This is a genomic window from Streptosporangium sp. NPDC000563 (assembly GCF_040299985.1).
In the GTDB taxonomy this organism is placed as follows: domain Bacteria; phylum Actinomycetota; class Actinomycetes; order Streptosporangiales; family Streptosporangiaceae; genus Streptosporangium.
Genome location: NZ_JBEPDA010000001.1, coordinates 246206 through 270059 on the forward strand (window position 1 = coordinate 246206; position 23854 = coordinate 270059).

Consider the following 23854-nt stretch of genomic DNA (forward strand, 5'->3'; position numbering starts at 1 on the left):
TTCGTCACTCTGAACACACATGCCACTTACTCACCGTAGCCATCGCCCGCCACACTATCCTCGCCGACGGGGGTCTGCCCGCGATCCGCGCTGGTCGAGATCCGTTCCGGACCCGCCCCCTCCCCGGTCCGTCCAGGACCGGTGGACGCGGGCCGGAAATCGTCAGGGGCCTCCCCTCGGCCGGACGTCAGGTGGTCGGGGTTGGCACGCGAACGTCGCGGGTGGGTGAACGTGGCTCGCGAAGGTCCGGGCTCGGCTCGCGGAGGTCTCGCGTCGGCTCGCGGGGGCCTCAAGTCGGTCCGCCGAGGTGTCGGGGCCATGCGCGGAGGCCGGTGCTCTCCCCTCGGGCCTGTCACGTCGCCCGGTGGCCTTGGATTCGCCCGAGGAGAGCCTGGTGCCGTCCACGGGGGCGCCGGGGTCGCCGGCCGATGAGGAGTCCGGCAGCGGCGGGAGGAGTGTCCGTGGTGATCACGGGATGGGTGGTGCCTGTCCGGCGCGCCGATCCCGGGGGCACCCGGCGGCACCGGCGACGGGGGCGGAGAGGGCATGGCCGGGTTCTCCGCGGGAGCGGCCGGACGGTCGGCCGCTCCATCACCCGGCGCCCCGTCATCGGATGCCCCTTCGTCGGCAGGCCCTTCGCCGGACGACCCGTCACCGACCGGACCGGGTGGCCCTTCGCCCGGAGGTTCGTCACCCGGCTGCCGAGACCGGCTCTCCCCCCGGTGGCCGACCGGGCCCGGCACTCCCGGCCGCCGGTCGCTCCGCAGGTCGGGTCCGGTGGCACTGACCGGCTCCGTCACCCCGAGCGAACCGATCCGCTCGACGGCCGCCCCCTCCCCGACGGGTTCCGACGTCACGGGCGCGCCCTCCCGCCCGGATTCTCCTGCTCTCCAGGAGTCCGAAGGCTCCACCACCGCCGGGAACGCGTCCGAGGCGGCATCGGAACCCGTGCCCTGCGACCCGATCCCCGCCTGGACCAAAACCAGGGCCAGCGCCGTCACCGCGGCGACCGCGGCCGCCGCGCCGGCGAGCGCGTAGGGCCTGCGACGGCTCCCGCGAACCCTGCCGACGGGGAACCCGGCACCGTCGAGAGGACCGGCTCGATCGGCGACGTCGCGCCGGTAGGGGACCCGCTCGGGGTCGGTGAAATGACTCATCACCCACGCGCGCAGCGTGGGCGGCAACGCGACGAGGGGGAGCAGGTCGTAGACCTTCGCCGCGGAGACCTGCCTGACCCGGTGCGGGGCGCAGGTGTCGCAGCGGTTCACGTGGCGGATGACCCGCTCACGCGCCTCCGGTGTGAGCTCGCCGCCGAGGCCGGTCAGCATGCGGGCCCGGCTCGCGCAGTCGTAGGGCCCCTTTCGGACGAGGACCTCCGTGGTGACGACGTCGCGCAGGCGCTCCCTCGCCGACTCGTACAGCGCGCCCGCGACCTTGGGGGTGACGCCCAGCACCGCGGCGAGGTCGATGGGGCCGAAGCCGTGGCGGCAGCTCAGGTCGAGGATCTCCCGGTCGTCGGGTGACAGGCTCCGCGTGGCGTTCCAGGCCATCACCCGCAGGTCCGCGTCGCCTCCGGCGGCGACCGCCGGAGCGGGGTCCTGCGGGCCGTTCCCCTCGCCGGGATCACGCCGTACGCACTCCCCCCGAGCGAGTGCGTACAGCCACGCCTCCAGCCGACGGGCGTCGGTGAGCGCGTGAACATGGGCCTCGGCGGCGATGAGGGTGTCGAGGAGCGCCGACTCGGCGGCGCCGGAGGTGGCGAGCATCGAACGGCAGTATCGGTAGATGCTTTCCGCGTATGAGTCGTAGAGATCGGCGAGGGCTCCGGGACTCCTCGCGCACAGCGCTGCGACCAGGGCACCGTCAGTCATGTAATCGAAGGTAAGCGCTGAGTAACCGCGAGTGCAGCACTTCGCGGACGGCAACTTCGATTGTCTTTGAAATGTCATCGAATCAAGTAAGAATCTGACGTGAATGACAATTATAAATACCAGAGAATGGCCATATAGCCCGAATTGAGCGTGCATATCGGAGCACTGTGGAAGGTCTCCCGACCGCGGGCGTCCGGCCCCGCGGCCAAGGACGGACGACCACGGGCGGACGGCCGGAACGTCCGGCGATCACGGGCGGACGATGACGAATCTCCCGCGACCACGGGCGGACGGTGCCGGACCTCCCGCGACCACGGGCGGACGGTGCCGAACACCCGGCCGAACACCCGGCTGATCACGGACGAGCGACCACGGGCCGTCAGGGCGTTCGGCGATCACTCACGGGTGGCCGGCACCCGCGAGGGGCGCCTGCCTGCCCCGGTCCTTGGCGAACGGGGGCATCTTCGGCTTGACCGTGTTCAGCGGCAGGGAACCGCCGAGGGCGAGCTGCTCGAAGGGACGGCTGCTCGACCCCCAGGTGCGTGCGCTCACCTCGGCGGAGGCGATGTCGCGGGTGTTCTGGACACTCTTGATCTGCATGATGAACCGGCGCTTCTGCCCCGCCTGGACGTTGTCCACGAACGTGCTCCCGCCGCCGAGCAGCTTGCCCCGCTTGTCGCGCAGGAGCGCGGTGACGGCCAGGCTGCGGGCCGGTATCACGTACGGGGTGCCGACGTAGCCGGTGACGAGGTAGTCGCCGTCGGCGGTGCGGTCGGTCAGCACCTCGCGGATCGGGAAGGGCTGGAACGCCGAGACGATCCGGCCCGCCTGGTGCCAGTGCGCCGGACGGTACGTGATGCTCACGGTGGACGGTTTGTCCTGGGTCACCGCCTGGCCGGTGAAGGGGAGCGTCCCCGCGGGGGGCACGGCGTCCAGCGGCTGTTCGAGCCGGACGACCTCCTTGCCCTGGGAGTTCTTGGCCACCACGGTGGCCACGACGTGCTCGCCGAAGTGCCACGGGTTGGTGTTGGCCAGCACTCCTGCCCAATTCACCACATACCCATCGTCACCCTTGACGATGGAGGAGGCCTGCTCCCTGACCGCGAGCGGTTGGAGCGCGGCGGCCTGCTTCGTCTGCTCGTCTTCGGTGCATCCGGCGCATCCGATGAGGAGGAGGGCGAGGGCGCCGACGATTCGGGTGCTGTGCGTCACCTAGCCGTGATAACCGGCCCGCGGTCCCCGGCCCACCTGGACACGCCGGAAACGGCCGGAGTCTTTACCTCTGCCGGACCACTCTGGCCTCGTCCCATACCGGTTCGGATGATTCGTAGACCTTTCCGTCGGCGCCGAAGACCAGGTACCGGTCGAAGTCATCGGCGAACCAGCGGTCGTGGGTGACGGCGACCACGGTCCCGTCGAAGGCGTCCAGCCCTTCCTGAAGAGCCTCGGCACTGGCCAGATCGAGGTTGTCGGTCGGCTCGTCCAGCAGCAGCAGGGTGGTGCCCGACAGTTCGAGCAGCAGGATCTGCAGCCTCGCCTGCTGGCCGCCGGAGAGCGTCTCGAAGCGCTGCTCGGCGATGGTCCCGGCCAGCTCGTAACGGGACAGCACCTTCATCGCCTCGTTCTTGAGCCGGGCGTGCTCGGTCATGACGATCTCGCAGGGCGTCCGGCCGATGAGCTCGGGGCGTGCGTGCGTCTGGGCGAAATGGCCGGGGACGACCCGTGCGCCGAGCCTGGCCACACCGGTGTGCCTGACCTCCTCCCCGGCGATCAGACGCAGGAAGTGTGACTTGCCCGAGCCGTTGGAACCCAGCACCGCGACCCGCTCGCCGTACCAGATCTCCAGGTCGAACGGCTTCATCAGGCCGGTGAGCTCCAGCTTCTCGCAGATCACCGCCCGCTTCGCGGTCCGGCCGCCCTTGAGCCGCATGCTGATGAACTGCTCCTTGGGCGCCGCCTCCGGCGGCCCGGCCTCCTCGAACCTGCGCAGCCTGGTCTGGGCCGAGTGGTACGCGGCGGCCATGGTGTCCATGTACTTGGCCTTCTGCTTCAACATGAGGACCAGGCGCTTGATCTTGGCGTGCTCCTCGTCCCAGCGCTTCTTCAGCTCGTCGAGGCGCTCGTTGCGCTCCCTGCGCGCCTGGGCGTACGTGCGAAACCCTCCGCCGTGCACCCAGATGTTGCCGGACTCGACGGTGATGATCCGGTCGGCCGCGTTGGCCAGGAGCTCCCTGTCGTGGCTGACCAGCAACACCGTCTTGGCCGTCTCACGCAGCGCCCGCTCCAACCAGAGCTTGCCCGGCACGTCCAGGTAGTTGTCCGGCTCGTCGAGCAGCAGCGTCTGGTCGGGTCCTCGCAGCAGCGCCTCCAGCACCAGCCGCTTCTGCTCACCGCCCGACAGCGTGTTGACCTCGCGATACTTGCAGTCGTCGTACGGCATGCCGAGGGCGGCCATCGTGCAGGTGTCCCAGAGCACCTCGATGTCGTAGCCGCCCGCGTCGGTGTAGTCGGTGATGGCCTGCGCGTAGCGCATCTGCGCCTTCTCGTCCTCGCGCTCCATCATCACGAGCTCGGCGGCCTCAAGCTGCTCGGCCGCCTGCCGCACCCGCTGCGGGGCGACGCTGACCAGCAGGTCGTGCACGGACCTGCCGTCGCGGATGCTGCCGATGAACTGCCGCATGATGCCCAGGCCACCGGAGCTGGCGACGCTCCCGTCGACCGGCTGCAGGTCGCCCGCGATCAGCCGCATCAGCGTCGTCTTGCCCGCCCCGTTGGGTCCGACGAGCGCCGCCTTGACCCCCTCGCCGACCCGGAAGGACACGTCGTCCAGCAACGGCCGCCCATCCGGCAGAACGTACGTCAGATGCCCGACCTCAACGTGCCCCACGACGATTTCCTTTCAAAAGGCCCTCGCGCAGGGTACCCGCCGGTTTCGCCTATGGGCATCTGGATTCCGCTGGTACGACACGGCATCGCGATCGGTGCCACTACGAGGCAGTCCTCCACTTCCAAAAACAGGAGTGATTTGAAATCAAACGGCTACCCAGAGTAGCAAGTATGCTATAGATGCATAGTACTATTCATCTATGAGGGACATCCCGCCGTTGCTGCTCCCCGTGTTCCGGTCCAACGCCGTCGGCGAACTGCTCGCCTGGCTGTACCTCCACCCGGAGAAGGAGTACTCGACGACCGATCTCGCCAAACGGACAGGCGTATCCCAGCCGACCGTAAGCCGTGAGATGGACCGCTTCACCGCCGCCGGACTGACTAAGGAGAGACGGCACGGCAACCTCCGCCTCATCCGCGCCGACACCGACACGATCGTCGCCAGGCCGCTCACCGACCTGCTGGCGGTGACCTTCGGCCCGGCAGCCGTCCTGCCACCCCTCCTACGGCCGATCCAGAACATCGACGAGGCGTACATCTACGGCTCCTGGGCCACCCGGCACGCGAACCAGGCCGGGCCGCCCCCGCGTGACATCGACGTCCTCGTGGTGGGCTCCCCGGACGAGGACGAACTGTACGACGCGGCACGAGCGGCGGAACATCTCCTCGGCCGCGAGGTGAACATCAGCCGGATCTCCCCGGCGTCGTGGAACGCCGACCAGGGCGACCCGTTCGTGACGTCCCTGCGGAGCAAGCCCCTCCACCCCCTGATTCAGAACCGGAGAACATCGTGAGATGGATGCAAGGACGCGACCGGGTCGACGCGATGCCGGCCGGTTGCCGGTCCGTCGACTCCGTCATATGGTACAAAATTCACAAATCATCCTTTTTCTTGACATGAGTAATTAAATCCATTTAAGGTGCTTTGTCGGGATTTTTGTCAGAAAAAGATGATCAACCGAAACCGTTATCGGTATTGCACTTTTGGTTACGGACAATCCCATACCAGGGCAAGACTGTACGTTTATTCATAAGTCTGAAAATGTTTGCAATGAGGTATTTGTTTCGCCAGTGGCGCTGATTACTCTCCCGATCATGGGTTCTCAACGGGAGGAGCACCTTTGTCGCTGAAACTGCGTCGCATCATGTCGGCGATCGCCGCGGGGGGACTCGTCGTTCTGACAATGGCGAGTCCGGTGGCCGCATTCGCGCCGCCGTACATCAACGAACCCACCGGTCCGTACACACTGCCGGTGGACGCCAACGTGCCCAAACGTGGCTGCACCACAACACTGTCCGACCCCAAGGACGCGAGCGGAAGCACCCCGGCCATCCAGGTGATCTACGCCTGGCACGACGGCGGAGGGAACAACTACGAGACCCACGTCGAGCAGATCGCCAAGCTGGTCGACCGGATGGACCTGGAGCTGGACGAGTCCACCGACTACGACCAGCACCTGAAGCTGAGCTGCCGCACCGGCTACGACACCAGCACCTACTCCGGTTACGCCCGCGCGCTGGTGATACCGGAGAAGATCGAGGCCGGCGTGATCGGCGGCGAGACCTCGGTGGACAAGGTCACCGATGATCTCGGCGCGGCGGGATACGACAACGCCAACCGCAAGTACGTGGTGTTCGAGGACTTCAACGGGACCGCGAACGGCTGGTGCACGACGACGTGCGCGGCGACCACCGACGACTGGTCCAGCGCCACCATGCTGCACGAACTGATCCACATCGGCGCGGACAGTTTCTACGTGGACCATCCCAAGGTCACCGAGACCATCGACTACCTCAGCTATCCCGACATCATGTCCAGCCAGGTCTACGACTGGCAGCTGGACCATGACTTCAACAACTACTACGACCCGAGCGAGACCACGGCGACCTTCTACACCGGCAACGAGGCCGGTGACACCCGCAAGGTGAACGTCGCGGCCTGGCCCTACTTCACCACCCCCACCTGCTGCGACATCGGCTACAGCAACGACCTGCTGACCGCGCAGGAACGCACCGTCGAGGCCGACGCGCCGTACGCCACCCCGACCGGGTTCAGCGTCTCGGGCGGCGGCTGGATCCAGGTGACCCCGCCCGGCCCGACGTCACAGATCTCGGCCAAGCACTACGACGGCCGCCGGTCGCTCACCATGAACGTGCAGTCGCACGCCGACGGCGTCGTATCGGTCACCCGCAAACCCGCGGTGACCGCCGGCCAGACCTACAAGTTCTTCGCCAAGATGACCACCGCCACCTCCGGCAACGTGAAACTGCGCCTGTCGTGGTACAACTCGTCCAACACCCTGATCTCCAGCAGTGACGGTCCGAGCACCGCGCTGACCACCACCTGGACGGAATACCGGCACAGGGCGACCGCCCCGACCGGAGCGGCCAGCGTCCAGATCTCGGTGGTCAGCCCCGCCGGCCAGACCTTCGCCTACCAACTCGACGCCCTCCAGCTCAACCACTGCAACAACGGCAAGACCACCGACGGCTGCCGCCTGGACAGCTGGCAGTGACCTCCGGCTGACGAATCGACCCAGCGCCTCCCGGCGGTGACCCGGTACACCGGAGCCCGCCGGGAGGCGCTGGGGCGCCCCTTGCCGCGACCAACGAAATTTCTCCGTCACCCGGTTCTCAGCCGCCCTCTCCAGGTGGGTCCGCGCGGTTCGCGATCATGGGTTGGGACGGACCGTCGCTACCAGGCCGCCGACGTCTCCTGCGGGGCCCCGAGGGAGTCCAGGGGCTCCTGACGAACGAGGACGGTCACCTGTCCGTTCTCGTCCAGCCTGCTCAGCGGGTAGAAGTTTCCCGTGAAGAGCAGGTGGCGTCCGGTGGCGTCGTACTGGAACAGCTTCCACCGGGGAATGCTCCTGCCGGCGTGTTCCGCGCCGAACAGCGTGCGGATCTTCCGGCCGTCCACGACGGAGTACTCCTCGATCGTGTAGCGGTGCGGTCCCCGGCCGTCGGACAGGTGCCTGCGGCCGACCAGCATCCTGTGACCGTCCGGGCTGATCGTCGCGGCATCCGGGGCGTCCACCCCCTGAACCACCGTCCGGCCGGCTTTGAGCGTGTCACCGGCGGCGGCCGTGTCAAGGACCCGGGCCTGCGACATGGTCACGAAGCCCAGCGTGCGGCGGTCGGCCGCCCACGACAGGCTCCAAAGGTCGCCGGTGGCGTCCGTCGTCCAGGTACGCGCCTTCCCGGTGGGCAGGTCGACGACCGTGAGCCGTGCTCCGGGGCAGAAGCGCAGCGTCGCGTCCTTGCCGCACACCTCACCGTCGACGCTGTAGGCCAGTCGGGTGCCGTCGTCGGTGACAGCGAGAGAGGACGCGGCCGTACCGGTCACCGGGGAGATCACGTCGCGTGCCAACTCCGTGACCTTTCCCCGCTCGTCGATCCGTATCCGGTGGAACCACGTGGTGCCCACCGCCGTCTGACGGGACAGCACACTCTGGGCGACGTAGAACGTTCTGCCCTCTCCGGTTCCGGCGAGCAGATATCCGCCGCGCACACCCCGGGTGCTCCCTTCCGGGGATCGGGGCATCACAACCCGGTCGGTGACCTTGCCGCTGTGGGCGTCGCGGACCGTCAACCCGTCGTTCCCCGCGACCAGGAGGAAGCCGGGGCCGGGCGGACCTTCCGTCACGGGTTGTACCGCCCCCGAACCGCGCAACCCGGCCCCGACGGCGACGCTCACCACCACGACCGCCAGTGCGGCCAGCAGCGGAGCCATACGGAGGGAGCCACGAAGGCGACGGGCAGCCCTCGGCCGTACCACCTGGTCGGCGGGTCGCAGAGTCTCGGCGCCCACCAGTTCGGCACCGGCGGCGAAGGCGTCACGGAGCCGGTCTTCGGTCTGCGGGGTCATCGGTCCTCCTCCAGTTTCGCGGCGAGCGTCCTGAGGGCTCGGGACGTGGACGACTTCACCGTTCCGCGGCTGACCCCCATCACCTCGGCGATCTCCCCCTCCGACAGGTCGAGGTAGTAGCGCAGCACCACCGCCTCACGCTGACGGCGCGGCAGTGCTCGAACGGCGAGGAAGACCTCTCGCCGGGTCTCCCCGAGCAACACCTCGGCCTCCGCGGACCAGAACGGCACTTTCCGGTCGCCACCAAAACGCCGAGTGATCACTCGGCGCCGGTGGACCATGCGGCAACCGTTGAGCACCGCCGTCCGCAGATAGGGGAGCATCTGGTCGTGGTCGGTCAACCGGCTCCACCGGCGGTGAATCGCCGCGAAGGCGTCCTGCACGACATCCTCGGCCGTCTCCCGGTCCCCCACCAGCAGAAAGGCGAAGCGGACGAGGCCGAGACGGTGGGTCATGAACAAATCGGTGACGACGGCGTCGCCCGGAGCGGTCGCCGCGTGAGCCTCCGGCGGCGGTTTCTCCACGACACTCCTGATCTCAGACTGCATGCCTGCTCCATGCGTATCCCGTCGATCAGGTTGCCTCGGGACGGCGGATCGGTCCCCTTCTCAGTGAAGTGAGGTGGATGTGCGCCTCTCCCCGCAGCATGGCGTGGGGGTCCAACCGACATGTGACGAGAACAAAAACCGACAGTTCGCGAGTCGATCACCGACATTCGACGGGAAGAAAAACCGGCACACCGCGGATCCGCAACCGACATTCGAGAAGACACTCGGCCCCTTCCCGCGCGGTCAGCGCGGTCAGCGCGGTCAGCCTTCCCTGTGGCGTCGGCCCAGTTCCGCGACGAAGGCCGTGAGCAGGCGGGCGAACTCCTTCCTTTCCCGCTCGGACCAGTCACGCATCGCCGCGTCGAAGATCTCGCGGCGGAAGCGATGGACCCGCTCGGCGTGCCCGACACCCAGTTCGGTGAGTTCCAACGTGCTGCGGCGGCCGTCGGCCGGGTCGGCCACCCTGCGAACCAGCCCCGCCTCGACGGCCCTGGCCACCAGGCGGCTGGCACGGGGCTGGTCGACGCCCATCCGGCCCGCGACGGAGGTCACCGTCGCGGCCTCCGTTTCCTCCTCCACGGCGTCGATCACCCCGAAGAGCGCGGGGTCGAGCTCGACGTCACCCGCGAGGCGCTGGAGGGCTCGGCGGGTCTGGCTGCGCCGGATCGCCACCATCGCCCGTTCGACGGCGGCCACCTGAGGGTCTTCCATCCCTCGATGGTACATGTATTAATACATGTTATTGCCAAAGAACATGTATCGACGAAAGATCGAGAAGCAGGGAGAGGCGGCACCGTGAACACCTCCGGGATCACCGGCCAGAGGCGTCCCATCGGCTACTGGATCAAGCACCTCCACGGCCTCGTCGAGAGTTCTCTCGACGACCTCCTCGCCGACCAGGGGCTGACCCGCCGCCACTGGCAGGTGCTGAACGTCGTCGCCGTCGACTCCCCCACCCTCGCCGGCCTCGACACCACCCTCGCCCCCTTCCTCGACGACCGGCTCCCCTCCCTGCGCCCGTTCGTGGACGATCTGCGCGAGCGGGGCTGGCTGGAAGGAGCGGAACGGCTCTCCCTCACCACCGCCGGAATCCGGGCGCACGAGGAGTTGCGACGGCGGGTGGACATCGACCGCGCCCGCCTCACCGAGGGAATCAGCGCCGAGGAGTATCTGGCCACGATCGACGTCCTGACGCGGATGTCGGCCAACCTGACCAAGCCCGGCGAAACCGGCGAGACCCGCGACCCACCTTCAGGCCCCGCCTGACCTGGCCCCAGAGGACCCGGCCGGGACCCGGTCGGCGGGCCGCCACCCGCGACATGCGGGGGCGAGAAAATGCGTGGGAAAGTGTCGGCGCCCGGTGATAGAAAGCAAGTTCGACTTTCATCCTCAACGTGCTCGGGGGCGAGCTGTGACCACCAGTAGTTCGGAGTTCTCCGTCTCCGGCCGCCCGCATGACAGGCGGGGGCCGGTGCGCTGGCTCTGGTCCCATGTTCGCCGCCACCCGCTCCAACTCGTCGGATTCCTCGGCGCGTCACTGATCATGGTCGTGCTCAACGCCATGGTCCCCGGATTCACCGGCGAGGCCTTCGACGCCGTCCTGAGCGAGGACGGCGGCGGGGCGCGGGCGCTGGGCATGATCTCGCTGGGGCTGCTGGCGATCGTGCTCGCCCGCGGCCTCTTCGACGTCGTCGCGCGCCTGGCCAGCGAGGTCCTCGCCAAGCGACTGGAGCGGGACGCGAGGGACGAGCTCTACGTCAGCCTGCTCGGCAAGAGCCAGACCTTCCACAACAGGCAGCGGGTCGGCGACCTGATGGCGCGGGCGGCCAACGACATCCGGCAGCTCTCCACCATGATCAGTCCTGGCGTCGACCTGATCGTCGACTCCGGTCTCAGCGGCCTCGTGCCCCTGGTCTTCATCGCCGCGATCGATCCTCGCCTGCTGCTGGTGCCCGGCGTCTTCGCGGTCGCCTTCGTCTTCGCGCTCCGGCACTACATGAGACGGCTCAACCCCGTGGCCACCCGCATGCGAGAGCAGTTCGGCGATCTCAACGCCGGGCTGAACGAGGCGGTCAGAGGCATCGAGGTCATCAAGGTGACCGCGCAGGAGGGCCAGGAGCGGCGGCGGTTCCAGACACGCGCGCGGCGTTACCGCGACTCCTTCGTCCACAACGGCCTGGTCCAGGCCCGCTACCTGCCGACCCTGCTCTTCGCCTTCGCGATGGCCGGCTCACTCTGGCACGGTCTCCTCCTGCACACGGCGGGTGCCATCACGATCGGCGACCTGGTCGCCTTCATGGGCCTGGTGGCCATGCTGGGCTTCCCGACCAACATGTCGATCTTCACCTTCTCGCTGGTCCAGATCGGCATCGTGTCCTCCCGCCGGATCCTGAGCATCATGAACACCGAGACCGAGCTCCGGCAGCCCGACGACGGCCACACCGCGCCGATCAGCGGATCGATCGTCTTCGAGAACGTGACGTTCGGCTACGGGGACGACGATCCCGTGCTGCGCGACGTGACGTTCACCGTGAAGCCGGGCGAGACCGTGGCGATCGTCGGCGAGACCGGCTCCGGCAAGAGCACCCTGACCAAGCTGGTCCCTCGGATCTACGACGTCACCGCGGGCCGGATCCTGGTCGACGGCGTGGACGTACGCGAGTGGGACCTCGACTCGCTGCGCTCCCAGATCTCCACCATCGAGCAGGACATCGTGCTCTTCTCCCGGTCGGTCGCCGAGAACATCGCCTTCGGGCTGGGCCAGCGAGTGGAGCGGGACGCCGTCGTCCGGGCGGCCGAGGAGGCTCAGGCCGCCGAGTTCATCGGCGAGCTCGACGACGGCTACGACACCGTCATCGGTGAGCGCGGCATCACCCTCTCCGGCGGCCAGCGCCAGCGCCTCGCCATCGCGCGGGCGCTGCTGACGGATCCGGCGATCCTCGTGCTCGACGACTCGACCAGTGCGATCGACTCCGCCACGGAAGACCGGATCCAGCGGGCCATCGGCCGCCTTCTCGACGGGCGCACCACCCTGCTGATCACCCACAGGCTCTCCCAGATCCGGTGGGCGGACAAGGTCCTGCTGCTCCGCCGAGGCGAGCTGGTCGACTACGGCACGCACGACGAGCTGCTCTCCAGGAGCCGTCTCTACCGGCGGATCTTCTCCCACTACGACGAGGCCGACGTGACCGGCGACACCATCGATCCGGCCGTGGTCCTCGCGGGCGAGCAGGGAGGGCAGGGCTGATGGGCTTCCTCATGGACGGCCTCGACGCCGAGGACTACGACCGCAGCTACAGCGATCGTGAGCTCCTTCGCCGGATCCTGTCCTACTTCCGGCCGAAGCTCGGATCGATGATCCTGGTCGCGGTCATGATCGTGCTGTTCTCGCTGAGCCAGGCGGCGATGCCGTTGCTGGTCAGCTGGGGCGTGGACGGGATCGAGAACGGCACGATCGCCGACGTGGGCCCACAGCTCACCGCAGGCCTGCTGATCGCCGGCGTGCTCGGCTGGCTGTTCAACTTCGTCCGCCAGTGGCACAGCGCGAAGGTCACCGGCGACGTCGTCCTGCGTCTGCGCGAGGACGCGTTCGACGCCGTGCTCAAGCGTGACCTGTCGTTCTACGACGAGACCCCGTCAGGCAAGATCGTCAGTCGGGTCACCTCCGACACCGACGACTTCGCCACCGTCTCCACTCTGACGATGGACCTGATCAGCCAGGTGCTGATGGTCGGCTTCGTCACGGTCATGCTCTTCCTGCGCAGCGTCGAGCTCGCCCTGCTGACCCTTCTCGTGGCGCCGATCGTGATGGGCATCGCCCTGCTGTTCCGGCGGGTCGCCCGCAGCAGCACCCGCCAGGCGCAACGCTCGCTGAGCCGGGTGAACGCCACCCTGCAGGAGACCATGGGCGGGATCACCGTCGCCAAGAACTTCCGCCAGGAGCAGCGGGTCTACGACGAGTTCCGCCCCATCAACCGGCAGAGCTACCAGGTCACCCTCAAACAGGGTTTCGTCTTCTCCGGCATCTTCCCCGTCCTCTTCTTCGTCGCCGGGCTCGCCACGGTCGCGCTCGTCCAGCTGGGCGGCACCGCCGTGCTCGGCGGCGCTCTGTCCGGCGGCGACTGGTTCCTCTTCCTCCAGGGCGTCGCGCTCTTCTGGTTCCCGCTCACCTCCATCGCCGCGTTCTGGTCGCAGTTCCAGCAGGGCCTGTCCGCCTCGGAGCGGGTGTTCGCCCTGATCGACGCGCCACCCCGGGTGGTGCAGATCGACCCCCAGCCGGTCGGCAGGCTCGCGGGCCGCATCGAGTTCCGGGACGTCAGGTTCGGCTACGAAGCGGAGAGCACCGTCCTTCGGGACTTCAACCTCACGATCGAGGCGGGCGAGAGCGTCGCGCTGGTCGGCCACACCGGGGCGGGCAAATCGACGCTCAGCAAGCTCATCACCCGGTTCTACGAGTTCCAGGGCGGCCTGTTGACGATCGACGATCGCGACGTCCGCACGCTCGACCTGGCCGAGTACCGGCGGCAGATCGGCGCGGTGCCGCAGGTTCCGTTCCTGTTCAGCGGCACCGTCGCCGACAACATCCGCTATCCGAGGCCGGAGGCGAGCGACGAGGAGGTGCTCGCCGCCGCCACGGCGGTCGGCGGGGGCGACTGGATCGACGCCCTGCCGGACGGCCTGCGGACCGATGTGGGCGAGCACGGCCGCGCCCTGTCCATGGGCCAGCGCCAGCTCGTCGCGCTGGCCCGCCTGCTCATCCAGGATCCGGCGATCGTGGTCCTGGACGAGGCCACCGCCAGCGTCGACCCACTGACCGAGGCCCAGATCCAGGAGGGCCTGGACCGGGTGCTGGCCGAGCGCACCTCCATCGTCATCGCCCACCGGCTCTCCACGATCGAGCACGTCGACCGCATCATCGTGCTGGATCACGGCCGGATCGTCGAGGAGGGCGACCACACCACGCTGCTCGCCCGCGGCGGTCACTACTGCCAGGTCTACAACACCTACTTCAGACACCAGTCTCCCGACTACCGGCCGGGTTCCGGCTTCGTCTCCGTCACCGGTTCCGCGTGATCGGCGCCGCTCGAATCGGGCCCCGATTCGAGCGGTCTCGATCACGTCTCGCTGGAGCGGCTCACGCTGGGCGCGCAGCCGGTCCGCCGAGAGGCGCGGGAAGGCGACCGGAGACCTCTGACCTCGCGGCGGACGGAAGCCTGGTGAGGTCGGGAGGGTGCCAGTATGTTCTGCTCATGACGGTGCGGTCGTTGGGGTTTCGGAGCGATCTGATGTTGCTCAGGCTGCAGGGCGGCACCGTCGACCGGCGCGAGGGGTACCTGGTCGTCCGGACGCCCGCCAATCCGACCTATCACTGGGGAAACTTCATCCTGCTGGACGCCCCGCCGGCCCCTGGAACGGTGTTCTCGTGGGTGGAGACCTTCCGCCGCGAGTTTCCCGACACCGGCCACGTCGCCATCGGCGTCGACGGCGTCACCGGCGACGCGGGCGAGCCGGAGGAACTCGCCGCGGCGAACCTCGACGCCGAGCGAAGCACCGTGATGACGGCCGGTGCGGTGCACCCGCCGCCGCGACCGAACCGTGAGGCTCACTTCCGCGTCCTGGACGGCGACGAGGACTGGGCCGCCGCGCTGGCGCTGCAGGAGGCCACCAATCCGGGCACCGACGTCGAGGGATACCGGGTGTTCGCGCGGCGCAACCTGGCGGCGATGCGCCGGCTGCAGGAACGCGGATGCGGCGCGTGGTTCGGGGCCTTCGTGGACGACCGTATGGTCTCCGGGCTCGGCCTGTTCACCGACGGTTCGGGCCTCGCGCGTTACCAGGCCGTCGACACCCACCCCGCCCATCGGAACCGCGGCCTTTCCGGCACCCTCGTGTACACGGCGGGCCGACACGCCCTGGAACATCTGAACGCGCACACGCTCGTCATGGTGGCCGATCCGGCCTACGTCGCGATCCGCGTGTACCGCTCGGTGGGCTTCACCGACTCCGAGACCCAGGTCCAGTTGGAGCCGTCGGCGAGTGCTCCGGCATCACCGTGACCTTCACGGGCGCTCCGGCATCACCGTGACCTTCGCGGGTGCGAGGGGCCGGTGCGCGCCCGCCAGGAATGTTCACTATATTTAGCAAATGGTGAATCTAACCTCGGTGCTCTCACTGCACGGTTGCGCTCTCCGCTATGCCGACAGCGGTGGTGACGGTGTGCCGCTGGTGTTCTCGCACGGCGCGGGGGCCGATCATGCGATGTTCGACGCCCAGCGCGAATACCTGCGTGCCCGGGGATACCGGGTGATCACCTGGGACATGCGCGGCCACGGCCGCTCTCGCCCGGCCGGGGCTCCGTTCACCGCCGAGCGGGCGATCGCGGATCTGTGCGCGCTCGTCGAGCACCTCGCGCTCGACCGCCCCGTGCTCGTGGGACAGTCCCTCGGCGGCAACCTCGGCCAGGCCGTCGTCCGGCGGCGTCCGGGCCTCGCCCGAGCGCTGGTCGTCATCGGTTCGACGTGGAACACCGCGCCGCTGTCTTGGAATGAGCGTCTGCTGCTGAAGGCGGCCGCGCCGAGTCTCTCGATGATCTCCGCCAAACGCCTTCCCGGCATGATGGCCGACGCCTCGGCGGTGACGGAGGAGGCGCGGGCGGACGCGCGGCGGGCGTTCTCCCAGCTGTCGAAGCAGGAGTTCGTCCAGGTGTGGCGGGCGACCGTCGAACTCCTCGACCCGGATCCCGGCTATCGCACGCCCGTACCTCTGTGCCTGATCCGCGGCGAACGGGACCGCACCGGCAACATCGCCTCGGCGATGCCCAGGTGGGCCAGGGCCGAGGGCGTCGAGGAGGTCGTCATCCCCGGCGCGGGCCATATCGCCAACCAGGACGACCCTCGTGCGGTGAACGTGGCGATCGAGGCGTTCTTGCGTAGGATCTCGGCATGAGGCGGGCACGGCGGTGAGCGCGACCAGGCGTCGCGCGTTCATCACCTCGGTGGGTGACCTGCTGGCCTCGTGGAACCTCCCGCACGCGACCGGCCGCGTCTACGGACTGCTGCTGGTGACCGAGGAGGCGATCTCCCTCGACGCGATCGCCGCCGAGCTCGAACTGAGCAAGGGAGCGGTGAGCACCGCGGTACGGCAGCTGGACTCCTGGGGGCTCGCGAAGGTGATCCCGCAGCCCGGCAGCCGCAGGCTCCTGGTCGAGGCCACGGGAGGGATCGAGTCGCTGCTGGAGGCGAGCCATTCGCGGGCCAGGACCCTGATCGCCGCACTGCGCGATGGCGAGGCCCTGGTGAGCCCCGGTCCCGCGCAGGATCGGCTCAGGGACGTGATCGGGCTGTTCTCCGGCTATGTCGACGTCGGAAGCGAACTGCTGGACAGATACCGCCGGTAGCACCGCTGGATCGGGTGCTCGGCTCACCGCGGAACGTTCGCCCTGGCCTGAACCGGGGGTCACCGAAGAACATCTGGATTCGGACTCGCCGACGGACGTCCCCCTCGTCGAGGATCAACCCGGCGACGAACGTCCCTTTCGCCGGAGACCGATCCGGCGGCGGACGCCCGCCCTCATCGGGGACGGATCCGGTCACGGACGTCTGCCCTCACCGGGGGAGGAATCCGGTGACGGACGTCCGCGCTCACCGGGGGAAAGACCGGGAGCAGCACACCAAAACCGTAAATATCCCCTGATCTTGCATTAATAACGACCAAATACTCTTTATCGGCTCGGACAGCAGAAAGGAGCCTTTCCCGATCGACGGCCCCGCCGACGCGCGCTCACGCTGCGGATTCATACATCACGAAATCGAGCTACTTCTTACGACAGAAGTATATTTGTCACCTTATTAGTGATGACTGCCGCCTTTATCAACCTGTATGACGAGCGATGAAGTTGCGATGAGTGGCGGTGAAAGATGATGAACGGCGATGGAAACAACGGCCGGGTACGACGACGACGACCGCTCCCGATCACCCGCTCACAGGTCCCTCCCGGACCGCTGCGTGATCTCAGAGACCTGCTGTACGAGCTGTACATGGAAGCGGGGGCACCCGCACTCGACGACATCGCCGGGGAGATCTCCCACGAACTCCCCGGACCGGGTGCTCCCGAACGCGACACCGTCCGCCGGATACTGGCCTCGGCGGAGATCCCCTCCGACCAGGCCGGCCTGACGGCCGTCATCACCGTGCTGGCCCGTCTGGCCGGGCGGGACCCCGCCGTCGCCGCCGATCGGGGCCGCGAGCTGTGGAGGAGCGCCCGCCTGACCTCGGCGGCCGGGTCGCCGGGTCACCGAAGATCGTCGGCCGACCCGTTCTCGCTGGGGGTGCACCGGGCGATCGACGCGGGCGCGGAGGCCGTGGGAATGGGCGTCCTGCCCGTCTACGTGCCGCGCCCCCACGACGACCACCTCGCCGCCGTCGTACGACGGGCGGTGGCCGGGCGCAGTGCGGTGGCGATGCTGGTCGGCGACTCGTCGACCGGCAAGACCCGGGCCTGCCTGGAGGCGGTGCGGCTCCTGCCCGGTGGGTGGCGGCTGTGGCACCCGGCCGATCCCGTCCATCCGGAGGCGATCGCCGTGGCCCTGGCCTCCCTCCCGCCGCGGACCGTCGTGTGGCTCGACGAGTCGCAGTCCTACCTGCTCACCCCGGCGGGTGACCTGGGCGAGCGCGTCGCCGCCGGGCTGCGTGCCCTGGTGGACGACCCGGAGCGCGGCCCGGTGCTGGTCCTGGGCACCCTGTGGCCCGAATACTGGGCCGCCCTCACCGAGGTCCCCACCACGGCCGGCGCCGACCCCCGTGCCCAGGCACGGGCGCTGGTGACCGGCGCCGCCATCCACGTCCCCGACCGTTTCACCGGCTCCCACCTGGAGGCGGTGCACGGCGCGGCGCACGGCGATCCGCGTCTGGAGCGCGCGTACGTCGGGGCCCGCGACGGCCGGATCACCCAGTACCTGACGGGCGTGCCCGGCATGGTCGAGCGCTACCGCAACGCGCCCGCCCCGGCCAGAGCCGTGATCGAGACCGCGATGGACGCCAGGCGGGTGGGAGCGGGCCCCGCCCTCTCCCACGCCCTCCTGAAGACCGCCGCGTTCGACTGCCTGACCGGCTACGAGTACGGCGCCCTGCCCCGGGACTGGTTCGAACGGGCCCTCGCCTACGCCTGCGGTGTCCACGGCCCCCTCACCCGCGTCGGCCCCCACCACGACGAGCCGTCCGCCTCCCGCCGCTACCGGCTCGCGAACCACCTGGAACAACTCGGTCGCGCCGAGCGCCGTACGCGTCCCGTCCCCGCAGCCCTGTGGGACGCGCTCGCCTTTCACGCCGCCCCCGAGGACCTGCCCCGCCTCGCGGCCCAGGCTCGGACTCGCGGCCTCTACCGTCACGCCCTCCTGCTGTACGGTGCCGCCGCCGCGGCCGGGGACCTCGACGCCCCACGACAGGCGATCGCCCTGCTCGGAGAGACGGGACGCACCGAGGAGGCGCTCACCTGGCTGAGGTTCCACGGCGAGCAGGACGACGCGTGGGCACTCGGCCGGAGCGCCGCCGTCCTCGACGGGGCCGGTCACCGTGAGAGGGCGATCACCGCCTACCTGCGCGCCGCGGAAGCGGGAGACCCCGATGCCCCGAGGAAGGCGATCACCCTGCTCGTGGACGAGGGAAGGACCGGGGAGGCGATCGCCTGGCCGCGAGCCCACGGCTGGTTCGGCGACGTCGGCCTCCCCGTCTGGACGGCGGCCCTTCTCGACAGGGCGGGATATTACGAGGAGGCTCTCATCGCCTACCGGTACGCCGCGAAGCTGGGGAACGCCGACGCCCCGGAGTGGCTGGCGTCCCTGCTGTACAGGACGGGCCACGGACAGCAGGCGCTCGTCGCCTGCCGCCGCGCCGTGCGAACCGGTGACGGCCACGCCCTCAGGCAGGCCGTCGCCCTGCTGCGGGAGATGGGACGGACCGAGGAGGCGATCACCTGGTTGCGGACCCGCGCCGAGCACGGCGACACCGACGCCCTCTGGGAGGCGGTCGAACTGCTCCGGGAGTCGGGACGGATCGAGGAGGCGATCACCTGGCTGTACGCCCGCGCGGAGTCGGGCGACCGTCGCGCGATCTCCAGGACGGTCGATCTGCTCCAGGAGAACGGCCGGACCGAGGAGGCCCTCACCTGGCTGAACGCCCGCGCCGAGAACGGCGACACCTACTCCTACCGGCGATCGATCGGCCTCCTGCGGCGGACGGGACGGATCGAGGAGGCGATCGCCTGGCTGCGGACCCATGCCGAGCACGGCGACCGCCTCGCCCTCGAAGAGGCCGTCGACCTGCTGCGGGAGTCCGACCAGGCCGGGGAGGCGATCACCTGGCTGAACGCCCGCGCGCAGGCCGGTGACCGCTTCGCGCTCGACCCGCTCTCCCGCCTGCTGGAGAAGGTGGGCAGGACCGAGGAGGCGATCGCCGCCTATCGGCGCGCCGTCGAAGCGGGAAACAACGGTTCACACTGGCCGATGGCCGTCCTGCTGCACCGGGAGGGCCGCCTGGAGGAGGCGCTGACCGCGTACCGGCGCGCCACCGAGACCGGGCACCCCGGCGACGGCTGGGGAATGGTCGAACTCCTTGAGGAGACGGGCCGTACCGAGGAGGCACTGGCCGCGTACCGGAACGCCGCCGAGGCGGGGAACCCCGACGCCGTCTGGCGGCTGGTCGAGTTGCTCCAGGAGAGTGGCCGTACCGAAGAGGCGATCACCTGGCTGCGGGCCCGCGCCGAGAACGGCGACACCGACGCCCTGTGGAAGGCGGTCGAACTGCTCCAGGAGGCGGGCCGAGTCGAGGAGGCGATCACCTGGCTGCGATTCCGCGCCGAGCACGGCGACACCGACGCCCTCGGCCGGTTCACCGCCCTGCTGTACCAGATGAACCGTTCCGAGGAGGCGATCGCCTGGCTCAGGACCCGCGCCGAGGACGGCGACCCTCGCGCTCTGAACCACGCGGTCGACCTGATGTACGAGTCGGGCCGGGCCGAGGAGGCGCTCACCTGGCTGAACGCCCGCGTCGAGACGGGTGACGCCGGTGCGCTGACCTGGATCGCCGTCCTGCTGCGCGAGACCGGCCGGCCGGAGAAAGCGGTCCTCGCCCACCTGCGCGCCGCCGAGCTGGGCTTGCCCGGCGCCCTGCGCGCGGCGATCGACCTGCTGAGACGGCTGGGCCGCGTCGGCGAGGCCGAACGGCTCCGGAGGTACGGGATCACCCCCGGCAGGACGTGACCCCCTGCGGGAGAACACCGCCATTGAGCGCCAACTGAGAAACGTGCTCCGGACACCACTTCTCAGTTGGTCTCAGTGACGGCCCCGGCTTCTCAGTTGGTCTCAGTGACGGGCCGGCGAGACCGCCGTGGCGGCGTTGACCGGTTCAGCCGTGACGTGGCGGTTCCGAGGTCAGGAAGTCGCGGATCCGGTCGGCGACGGCGGGGTAGTCGTTGTCGAAACAGATGAAGTGGCTGCCTGCCCGGCTCTCGACGAACTCGGCGCCGGTCTTCCGCGCACGACGTTAACCCTGCCTTGCATCATGGGCATACTATTTTGCCCGTGATGCAAGAAATCGGAGATCTGGACAGCCTTGTCCGCAAACGCATCCGCGCCCTGCGCGTCGCACAGGGCTGGTCCCTGGAAGAACTGGCCAGCCGCGCCAACCTCAGCCAGTCCTCACTGAGCCGCATCGAGAACGGGCAGCGACGCCTCGCCCTGGACCAGCTCGTCACCCTCGCCCGCGCCCTGGACACCACCCTCGACCAGCTCGTCGAGAACGCGACCGACGACGTCGTGATCAGCCCGATCGTCGACGGCGCCCACGGCCGGCTGCGCTGGCCCGTGAAGAGTGACCCCGACATGAGCGTCATACGTCAGCGCATGACCGAGCCACCGCCCGACAACCCCTCGCGCATGCGCGCCCACCCCGGCCGGGAGTGGCTCGTCGTCCTCTCCGGCACCGCGATCCTCATGCTGGGCCACCGGCGCTTCCGCCTTGAGACCAACCAGGCCGCCGAGTTCCCGACCATGTTGCCGCACGCCATCGGCGCCGAAGGCGGGCCGTGCGAGCTTCTGGGCATCTTCGACCGCGACGCCCGCCGAGGACACCAGCGCGACAACGACGGCGACTCCCCCGAACTCCGCCGATGACGGCGACGCGCACCCTCCGTGTACGGATACGCCTTGCGCATGGGGCACCGTCTCGCATCGATAACTTGCGCGTTCCGGGAGCCATCATGCTTTTGCAGCAAATCCGCCTTACGGTGACGGCATGACCCAAGCACACTCGCACGCCTCCCACGGTGCGCGGCACGACCACCACCGACACGACCACCACACGCAAGACGACCGTCACCGGCAGGACGACGCCGACCAGGCGGAGATCCTCGACCTGGACGCGGAAGTCCTCGCCGAGCACATCGCGTCCATCACCGCGTGGTTGCCGCTGAAGACCGGCCCGCGCCACATCGTGGACCTGGGCTGCGGCACGGGAACGGGCACCTTCGCCCTCCTCGACCGTTTCCCCGAAGCGCACGTCATCGCCGTCGACGCCTCACCCGAACACCTGCAGCGCCTGCGCAAGAAGGCCTGCGCCCGGGACATGGACGACCGCGTACGCACCGTGCAGGCCGACCTCGACGCCGCCGACTGGCCCGACCTCGGTACGCCGGACCTGGTCTGGGCCTCGGCCTCGATGCATCACATGGCCGACCCCGGCCATGCCCTGCGCAACGTCCACGACATGCTCCCGTCCGGCGGTCTGTTCGCCGTCGTCGAGTTGGCCGGCTTTCCCCGGTTCCTTCCGGAAGACGCCCCCGAAGAGCGGCCCGGTCTGGAGGACCGCTGCCACGCCGCGACCGACCGCTTCCACGCCGAACACATGCCTCATCGGGGCGCCGACTGGGGACCGATGCTCACCGCCGCCGGGTTCACCCTCGACGGCGAGCGCACCGTCATCGTGAACATCGACGGCACCCACAACGAAGCCATCGGCCGTTACGCGCTGAGCACCCTTCGGCGCGTCCGCGGCGCCGTCGCGGACACGCTCTCCGCCGAAGACCTCGCCGCACTCGACCGGCTGCTCGACACGAGCGGTCCCGACAGCATCCTGCGCCGCGACGACCTCTCGGTACGTACCGAACGCACCGTATGGGCCGCACGCCGTACCTGACCCTCACCCCACCCGGATCGCCCGCCGAGCGGGGAGGGGATGTGGTCCGCGGGCGATGACACGGCGATCCGGACCCTGTCGCCCCGGACTCAGTCGATGATCGCGGTGGCCTCGACCTCGACGAGAAGGTCGGGTACGGCCAGCGCCGCGACACCCAGCAGCGTGGCCGGAGCGACCGGGGTGACCCCCAGCTTCGCGGCCGCCCGAGCGACCCCCTCCAGGAACAGCGGCATCTTGTCGGGGGTCCAGTCGACGACGTAGGCGGTCAGTTTCGCCACGTCCTCGAAGGAGGCGCCGACCTCGGCCAGGGCCGTGCCGATGTTGAGATAACACCGCTCGACCTGAGCCGCGAGGTCGTCTTCGCCGACCGTGACCCCACCGGCGTCCCAGGCGACCTGTCCGGCGACGAAGACCAGCTTCGTCCCGGTCGCGATCGACACCTGCCGGTAGACATCGATCTCCGGCAGTCCGGCGGGGTTCACCAGGGTGATGGCCATGCTGTCCGCTCCCTCCTCAGGAGAGTCCTCGGGCCCGCTTCCGGCGACCCCGAACACTCTCGGTCTCTTGTGGTTACTTGGGAACCATAGGAGAGTGTCCACTGACATGGAAGAACGCACTTTTCAGTGACTGGGGAACCTTATGGTGACCAAGCAGTTCAGCGGCTCGGCCCAGGACGCGGACCTGACCCGCGCGGACTCCCTGGCGCGGGAGATCTTCTCGGACATCGCCAACAAGTGGGCACTCCTGATCATCGAGACCCTGGGGGACCGCACCCTGCGCTTCGGCGAGTTGCGGAACGAGATCGACGGCATCAGCCACAAGATGCTCACCCAGAACCTGCGCATGCTGGAGCGCAACGGCCTGGTCGAGCGGGAGGTGCACCCCACCGTGCCGCCACGGGTCGAGTACACCCTCATGGAGTCGGGCCAGGCGTTGCGCAAGACGGTTGACGGCATGTGCGACTGGACCAGCCGATATCTCGGCCACATCGAGGACTCCCGCCGCCGCTTCGACGCGTAGCCCGAACCGGACACGACCCCACCCCGCCACGCACCGCGCTTCACCGCACGCGGTACGTCTTCCCCGGCACGGCGACCCCGCACCGGGGAAGGGACGGGGCCGCCGTGCCCGTTTGTCAGAAGTGGCCGATGGTGACCGAGGTGGAGGTCAGTGCCCAGCGATGCAGCACGGTCGTCTCGGCCTCGCGCATCTGCGCCTTCAGTCCTTCGACCGTACGGTCACAGATGATCAGCGGTTCGGGGGTGGGCCAGGTGGCGATGGCGTGGAAGAGGCGGCTGCCCGTGCCGTACAGGACGGACCAGCCGGGCCGGGTGATCTCCAGCATCGCGGCCTCGGCACGCGCCTCGTGGTCCCAGGTGTGGTGGGGTACGGGCAGGGCGGCCTGGCCGTCGCGGTGGCGTCCGCGAGAGCGGATGGGCCGTCGCCGGATCATGAGATCACCTGCCCGACAGTGCTCTCCGCTTTCAAGCCAC

At 69.0% G+C, this 23854-nt stretch carries 20 protein-coding genes; 12 read left to right on the forward strand and 8 right to left on the reverse strand.

The window, feature by feature from the left end; all coding sequences use genetic code 11:
• Window positions 1-26 precede the first annotated feature (26 nt).
• The 3 genes from ABT352_RS01190 to ABT352_RS01200 all read right to left on the reverse strand — a co-directional run bounded on the left by ABT352_RS01190 (window position 27) and on the right by ABT352_RS01200 (window position 4758).
• Entirely contained in the window at window positions 27-1871 is a 1845-nt protein-coding gene (locus ABT352_RS01190; RefSeq protein WP_350941560.1) for a hypothetical protein, read from the reverse strand.
• A gap of 399 nt (window positions 1872-2270) precedes the next feature.
• Entirely contained in the window at window positions 2271-3083 is an 813-nt protein-coding gene (locus ABT352_RS01195) for a hypothetical protein (RefSeq protein WP_350941562.1), read from the reverse strand.
• A 64-nt stretch (window positions 3084-3147) separates the two neighbouring features.
• A complete protein-coding gene (locus tag ABT352_RS01200; RefSeq protein ID WP_350941564.1) occupies window positions 3148-4758 on the reverse strand; it encodes an ABC-F family ATP-binding cassette domain-containing protein in 1611 nt (536 codons plus the stop codon).
• Window positions 4759-4957: 199 nt separating this feature from the next.
• Here ABT352_RS01200 and ABT352_RS01205 point away from each other — a divergent pair, with 199 nt between their 5' ends.
• Both ABT352_RS01205 and ABT352_RS01210 read left to right on the forward strand, forming a co-directional pair.
• Window positions 4958-5551, forward strand: a complete 594-nt coding sequence (locus tag ABT352_RS01205; RefSeq protein WP_350941566.1) for a MarR family transcriptional regulator — start codon at window positions 4958-4960, stop codon at window positions 5549-5551.
• Between the two features lie 327 nt (window positions 5552-5878).
• On the forward strand, window positions 5879-7273 hold the full coding sequence (locus ABT352_RS01210) for a hypothetical protein (protein WP_350941567.1): 1395 nt from the start codon (window positions 5879-5881) through the stop codon (window positions 7271-7273).
• A 179-nt stretch (window positions 7274-7452) separates the two neighbouring features.
• Here ABT352_RS01210 and ABT352_RS01215 read toward each other — a convergent pair whose 3' ends face one another.
• The 3 genes from ABT352_RS01215 to ABT352_RS01225 all read right to left on the reverse strand — a co-directional run bounded on the left by ABT352_RS01215 (window position 7453) and on the right by ABT352_RS01225 (window position 9884).
• On the reverse strand, window positions 7453-8625 hold the full coding sequence (locus ABT352_RS01215; RefSeq protein WP_350941568.1) for a WD40 repeat domain-containing protein: 1173 nt from the start codon (window positions 8623-8625) through the stop codon (window positions 7453-7455).
• The gene (locus ABT352_RS01220) at window positions 8622-9173 is read right to left on the reverse strand and encodes a SigE family RNA polymerase sigma factor (protein WP_350941570.1); all 552 of its coding nucleotides are present in this window, start codon (window positions 9171-9173) and stop codon (window positions 8622-8624) included. Before ABT352_RS01220 ends, ABT352_RS01215 begins: the two co-directional genes overlap by 4 nt.
• Before the next feature lie 261 nt (window positions 9174-9434).
• Window positions 9435-9884: a MarR family winged helix-turn-helix transcriptional regulator gene (locus tag ABT352_RS01225; RefSeq protein ID WP_350941572.1), complete on the reverse strand. Its 450-nt coding sequence runs from the start codon at window positions 9882-9884 to the stop codon at window positions 9435-9437.
• 84 nt (window positions 9885-9968) lie between these two features.
• Between ABT352_RS01225 and ABT352_RS01230 the strand changes: the two genes are divergently transcribed.
• The 9 genes from ABT352_RS01230 to ABT352_RS01270 all read left to right on the forward strand — a co-directional run bounded on the left by ABT352_RS01230 (window position 9969) and on the right by ABT352_RS01270 (window position 22361).
• Window positions 9969-10439, forward strand: coding sequence for a MarR family winged helix-turn-helix transcriptional regulator (locus tag ABT352_RS01230; protein ID WP_350941573.1), 471 nt, complete (start codon window positions 9969-9971; stop codon window positions 10437-10439).
• Window positions 10440-10584: 145 nt separating this feature from the next.
• A complete protein-coding gene (locus tag ABT352_RS01235; protein ID WP_350941574.1) occupies window positions 10585-12420 on the forward strand; it encodes an ABC transporter ATP-binding protein in 1836 nt (611 codons plus the stop codon).
• The gene (locus ABT352_RS01240; RefSeq protein ID WP_350941575.1) at window positions 12420-14246 is read left to right on the forward strand and encodes an ABC transporter ATP-binding protein; all 1827 of its coding nucleotides are present in this window, start codon (window positions 12420-12422) and stop codon (window positions 14244-14246) included. The genes ABT352_RS01235 and ABT352_RS01240 overlap by 1 nt, the downstream gene beginning before the upstream one ends.
• 212 nt (window positions 14247-14458) lie before the next feature.
• Window positions 14459-15229 (forward strand): GNAT family N-acetyltransferase, encoded by a 771-nt coding sequence (locus ABT352_RS01245; RefSeq protein WP_350941576.1) that lies wholly within the window; start codon window positions 14459-14461, stop codon window positions 15227-15229.
• An 88-nt stretch (window positions 15230-15317) separates the two neighbouring features.
• The gene (locus ABT352_RS01250) at window positions 15318-16118 is read left to right on the forward strand and encodes an alpha/beta fold hydrolase (protein ID WP_350941577.1); all 801 of its coding nucleotides are present in this window, start codon (window positions 15318-15320) and stop codon (window positions 16116-16118) included.
• 13 nt (window positions 16119-16131) lie between these two features.
• Window positions 16132-16569 (forward strand): GbsR/MarR family transcriptional regulator, encoded by a 438-nt coding sequence (locus ABT352_RS01255; RefSeq protein WP_350941579.1) that lies wholly within the window; start codon window positions 16132-16134, stop codon window positions 16567-16569.
• A gap of 523 nt (window positions 16570-17092) precedes the next feature.
• On the forward strand, window positions 17093-20428 hold the full coding sequence (locus ABT352_RS01260) for a tetratricopeptide repeat protein (protein ID WP_350941580.1): 3336 nt from the start codon (window positions 17093-17095) through the stop codon (window positions 20426-20428).
• A 324-nt stretch (window positions 20429-20752) separates the two neighbouring features.
• The gene (locus ABT352_RS01265) at window positions 20753-21340 is read left to right on the forward strand and encodes a helix-turn-helix domain-containing protein (RefSeq protein WP_350941582.1); all 588 of its coding nucleotides are present in this window, start codon (window positions 20753-20755) and stop codon (window positions 21338-21340) included.
• 121 nt (window positions 21341-21461) lie between these two features.
• Window positions 21462-22361, forward strand: a complete 900-nt coding sequence (locus ABT352_RS01270; RefSeq protein WP_350941583.1) for a class I SAM-dependent methyltransferase — start codon at window positions 21462-21464, stop codon at window positions 22359-22361.
• Between the two features lie 89 nt (window positions 22362-22450).
• On the opposite strand, the gene ABT352_RS01275 is transcribed toward ABT352_RS01270, so the two are convergent.
• Window positions 22451-22858 carry a RidA family protein gene (locus tag ABT352_RS01275; RefSeq protein ID WP_350941584.1) on the reverse strand — a complete coding sequence of 136 codons (408 nt, stop codon included), beginning with the start codon at window positions 22856-22858 and terminating at the stop codon, window positions 22451-22453.
• Between the two features lie 142 nt (window positions 22859-23000).
• On the opposite strand from ABT352_RS01275, the gene ABT352_RS01280 reads away from it, so the two are divergent.
• A complete protein-coding gene (locus ABT352_RS01280; RefSeq protein WP_350941585.1) occupies window positions 23001-23381 on the forward strand; it encodes a winged helix-turn-helix transcriptional regulator in 381 nt (126 codons plus the stop codon).
• A 115-nt stretch (window positions 23382-23496) separates the two neighbouring features.
• On the opposite strand, the gene ABT352_RS01285 is transcribed toward ABT352_RS01280, so the two are convergent.
• Complete coding sequence (locus ABT352_RS01285) at window positions 23497-23814, reverse strand: hypothetical protein (RefSeq protein WP_350941587.1); 318 nt, start codon at window positions 23812-23814, stop codon at window positions 23497-23499.
• Window positions 23815-23854: the final 40 nt, after the last annotated feature.

Excerpts from the sequence above, each read along its gene's own strand:
- ABT352_RS01250 (WP_350941577.1), top strand. The coding sequence starts at position 15,318 with ATGGTGAATCTAACCTCGGTGCTCTCACTGCACGGTTGCGCTCTCCGC.
- ABT352_RS01205 (WP_350941566.1), top strand. The coding sequence starts at position 4,958 with ATGAGGGACATCCCGCCGTTGCTGCTCCCCGTGTTCCGGTCCAACGCC.
- ABT352_RS01220 (WP_350941570.1), bottom strand. The coding sequence starts at position 9,173 with ATGCAGTCTGAGATCAGGAGTGTCGTGGAGAAACCGCCGCCGGAGGCT.
- ABT352_RS01190 (WP_350941560.1), bottom strand. The coding sequence starts at position 1,871 with ATGACTGACGGTGCCCTGGTCGCAGCGCTGTGCGCGAGGAGTCCCGGA.
- ABT352_RS01275 (WP_350941584.1), bottom strand. The coding sequence starts at position 22,858 with ATGGCCATCACCCTGGTGAACCCCGCCGGACTGCCGGAGATCGATGTC.
- ABT352_RS01285 (WP_350941587.1), bottom strand. The coding sequence starts at position 23,814 with ATGATCCGGCGACGGCCCATCCGCTCTCGCGGACGCCACCGCGACGGC.
- ABT352_RS01245 (WP_350941576.1), top strand. The coding sequence starts at position 14,459 with ATGTTGCTCAGGCTGCAGGGCGGCACCGTCGACCGGCGCGAGGGGTAC.
- ABT352_RS01215 (WP_350941568.1), bottom strand. The coding sequence starts at position 8,625 with ATGACCCCGCAGACCGAAGACCGGCTCCGTGACGCCTTCGCCGCCGGT.
- ABT352_RS01265 (WP_350941582.1), top strand. The coding sequence starts at position 20,753 with ATGCAAGAAATCGGAGATCTGGACAGCCTTGTCCGCAAACGCATCCGC.
- ABT352_RS01280 (WP_350941585.1), top strand. The coding sequence starts at position 23,001 with ATGGTGACCAAGCAGTTCAGCGGCTCGGCCCAGGACGCGGACCTGACC.
- ABT352_RS01270 (WP_350941583.1), top strand. The coding sequence starts at position 21,462 with ATGACCCAAGCACACTCGCACGCCTCCCACGGTGCGCGGCACGACCAC.
- ABT352_RS01240 (WP_350941575.1), top strand. The coding sequence starts at position 12,420 with ATGGGCTTCCTCATGGACGGCCTCGACGCCGAGGACTACGACCGCAGC.
- ABT352_RS01225 (WP_350941572.1), bottom strand. The coding sequence starts at position 9,884 with ATGGAAGACCCTCAGGTGGCCGCCGTCGAACGGGCGATGGTGGCGATC.
- ABT352_RS01260 (WP_350941580.1), top strand. The coding sequence starts at position 17,093 with ATGAACGGCGATGGAAACAACGGCCGGGTACGACGACGACGACCGCTC.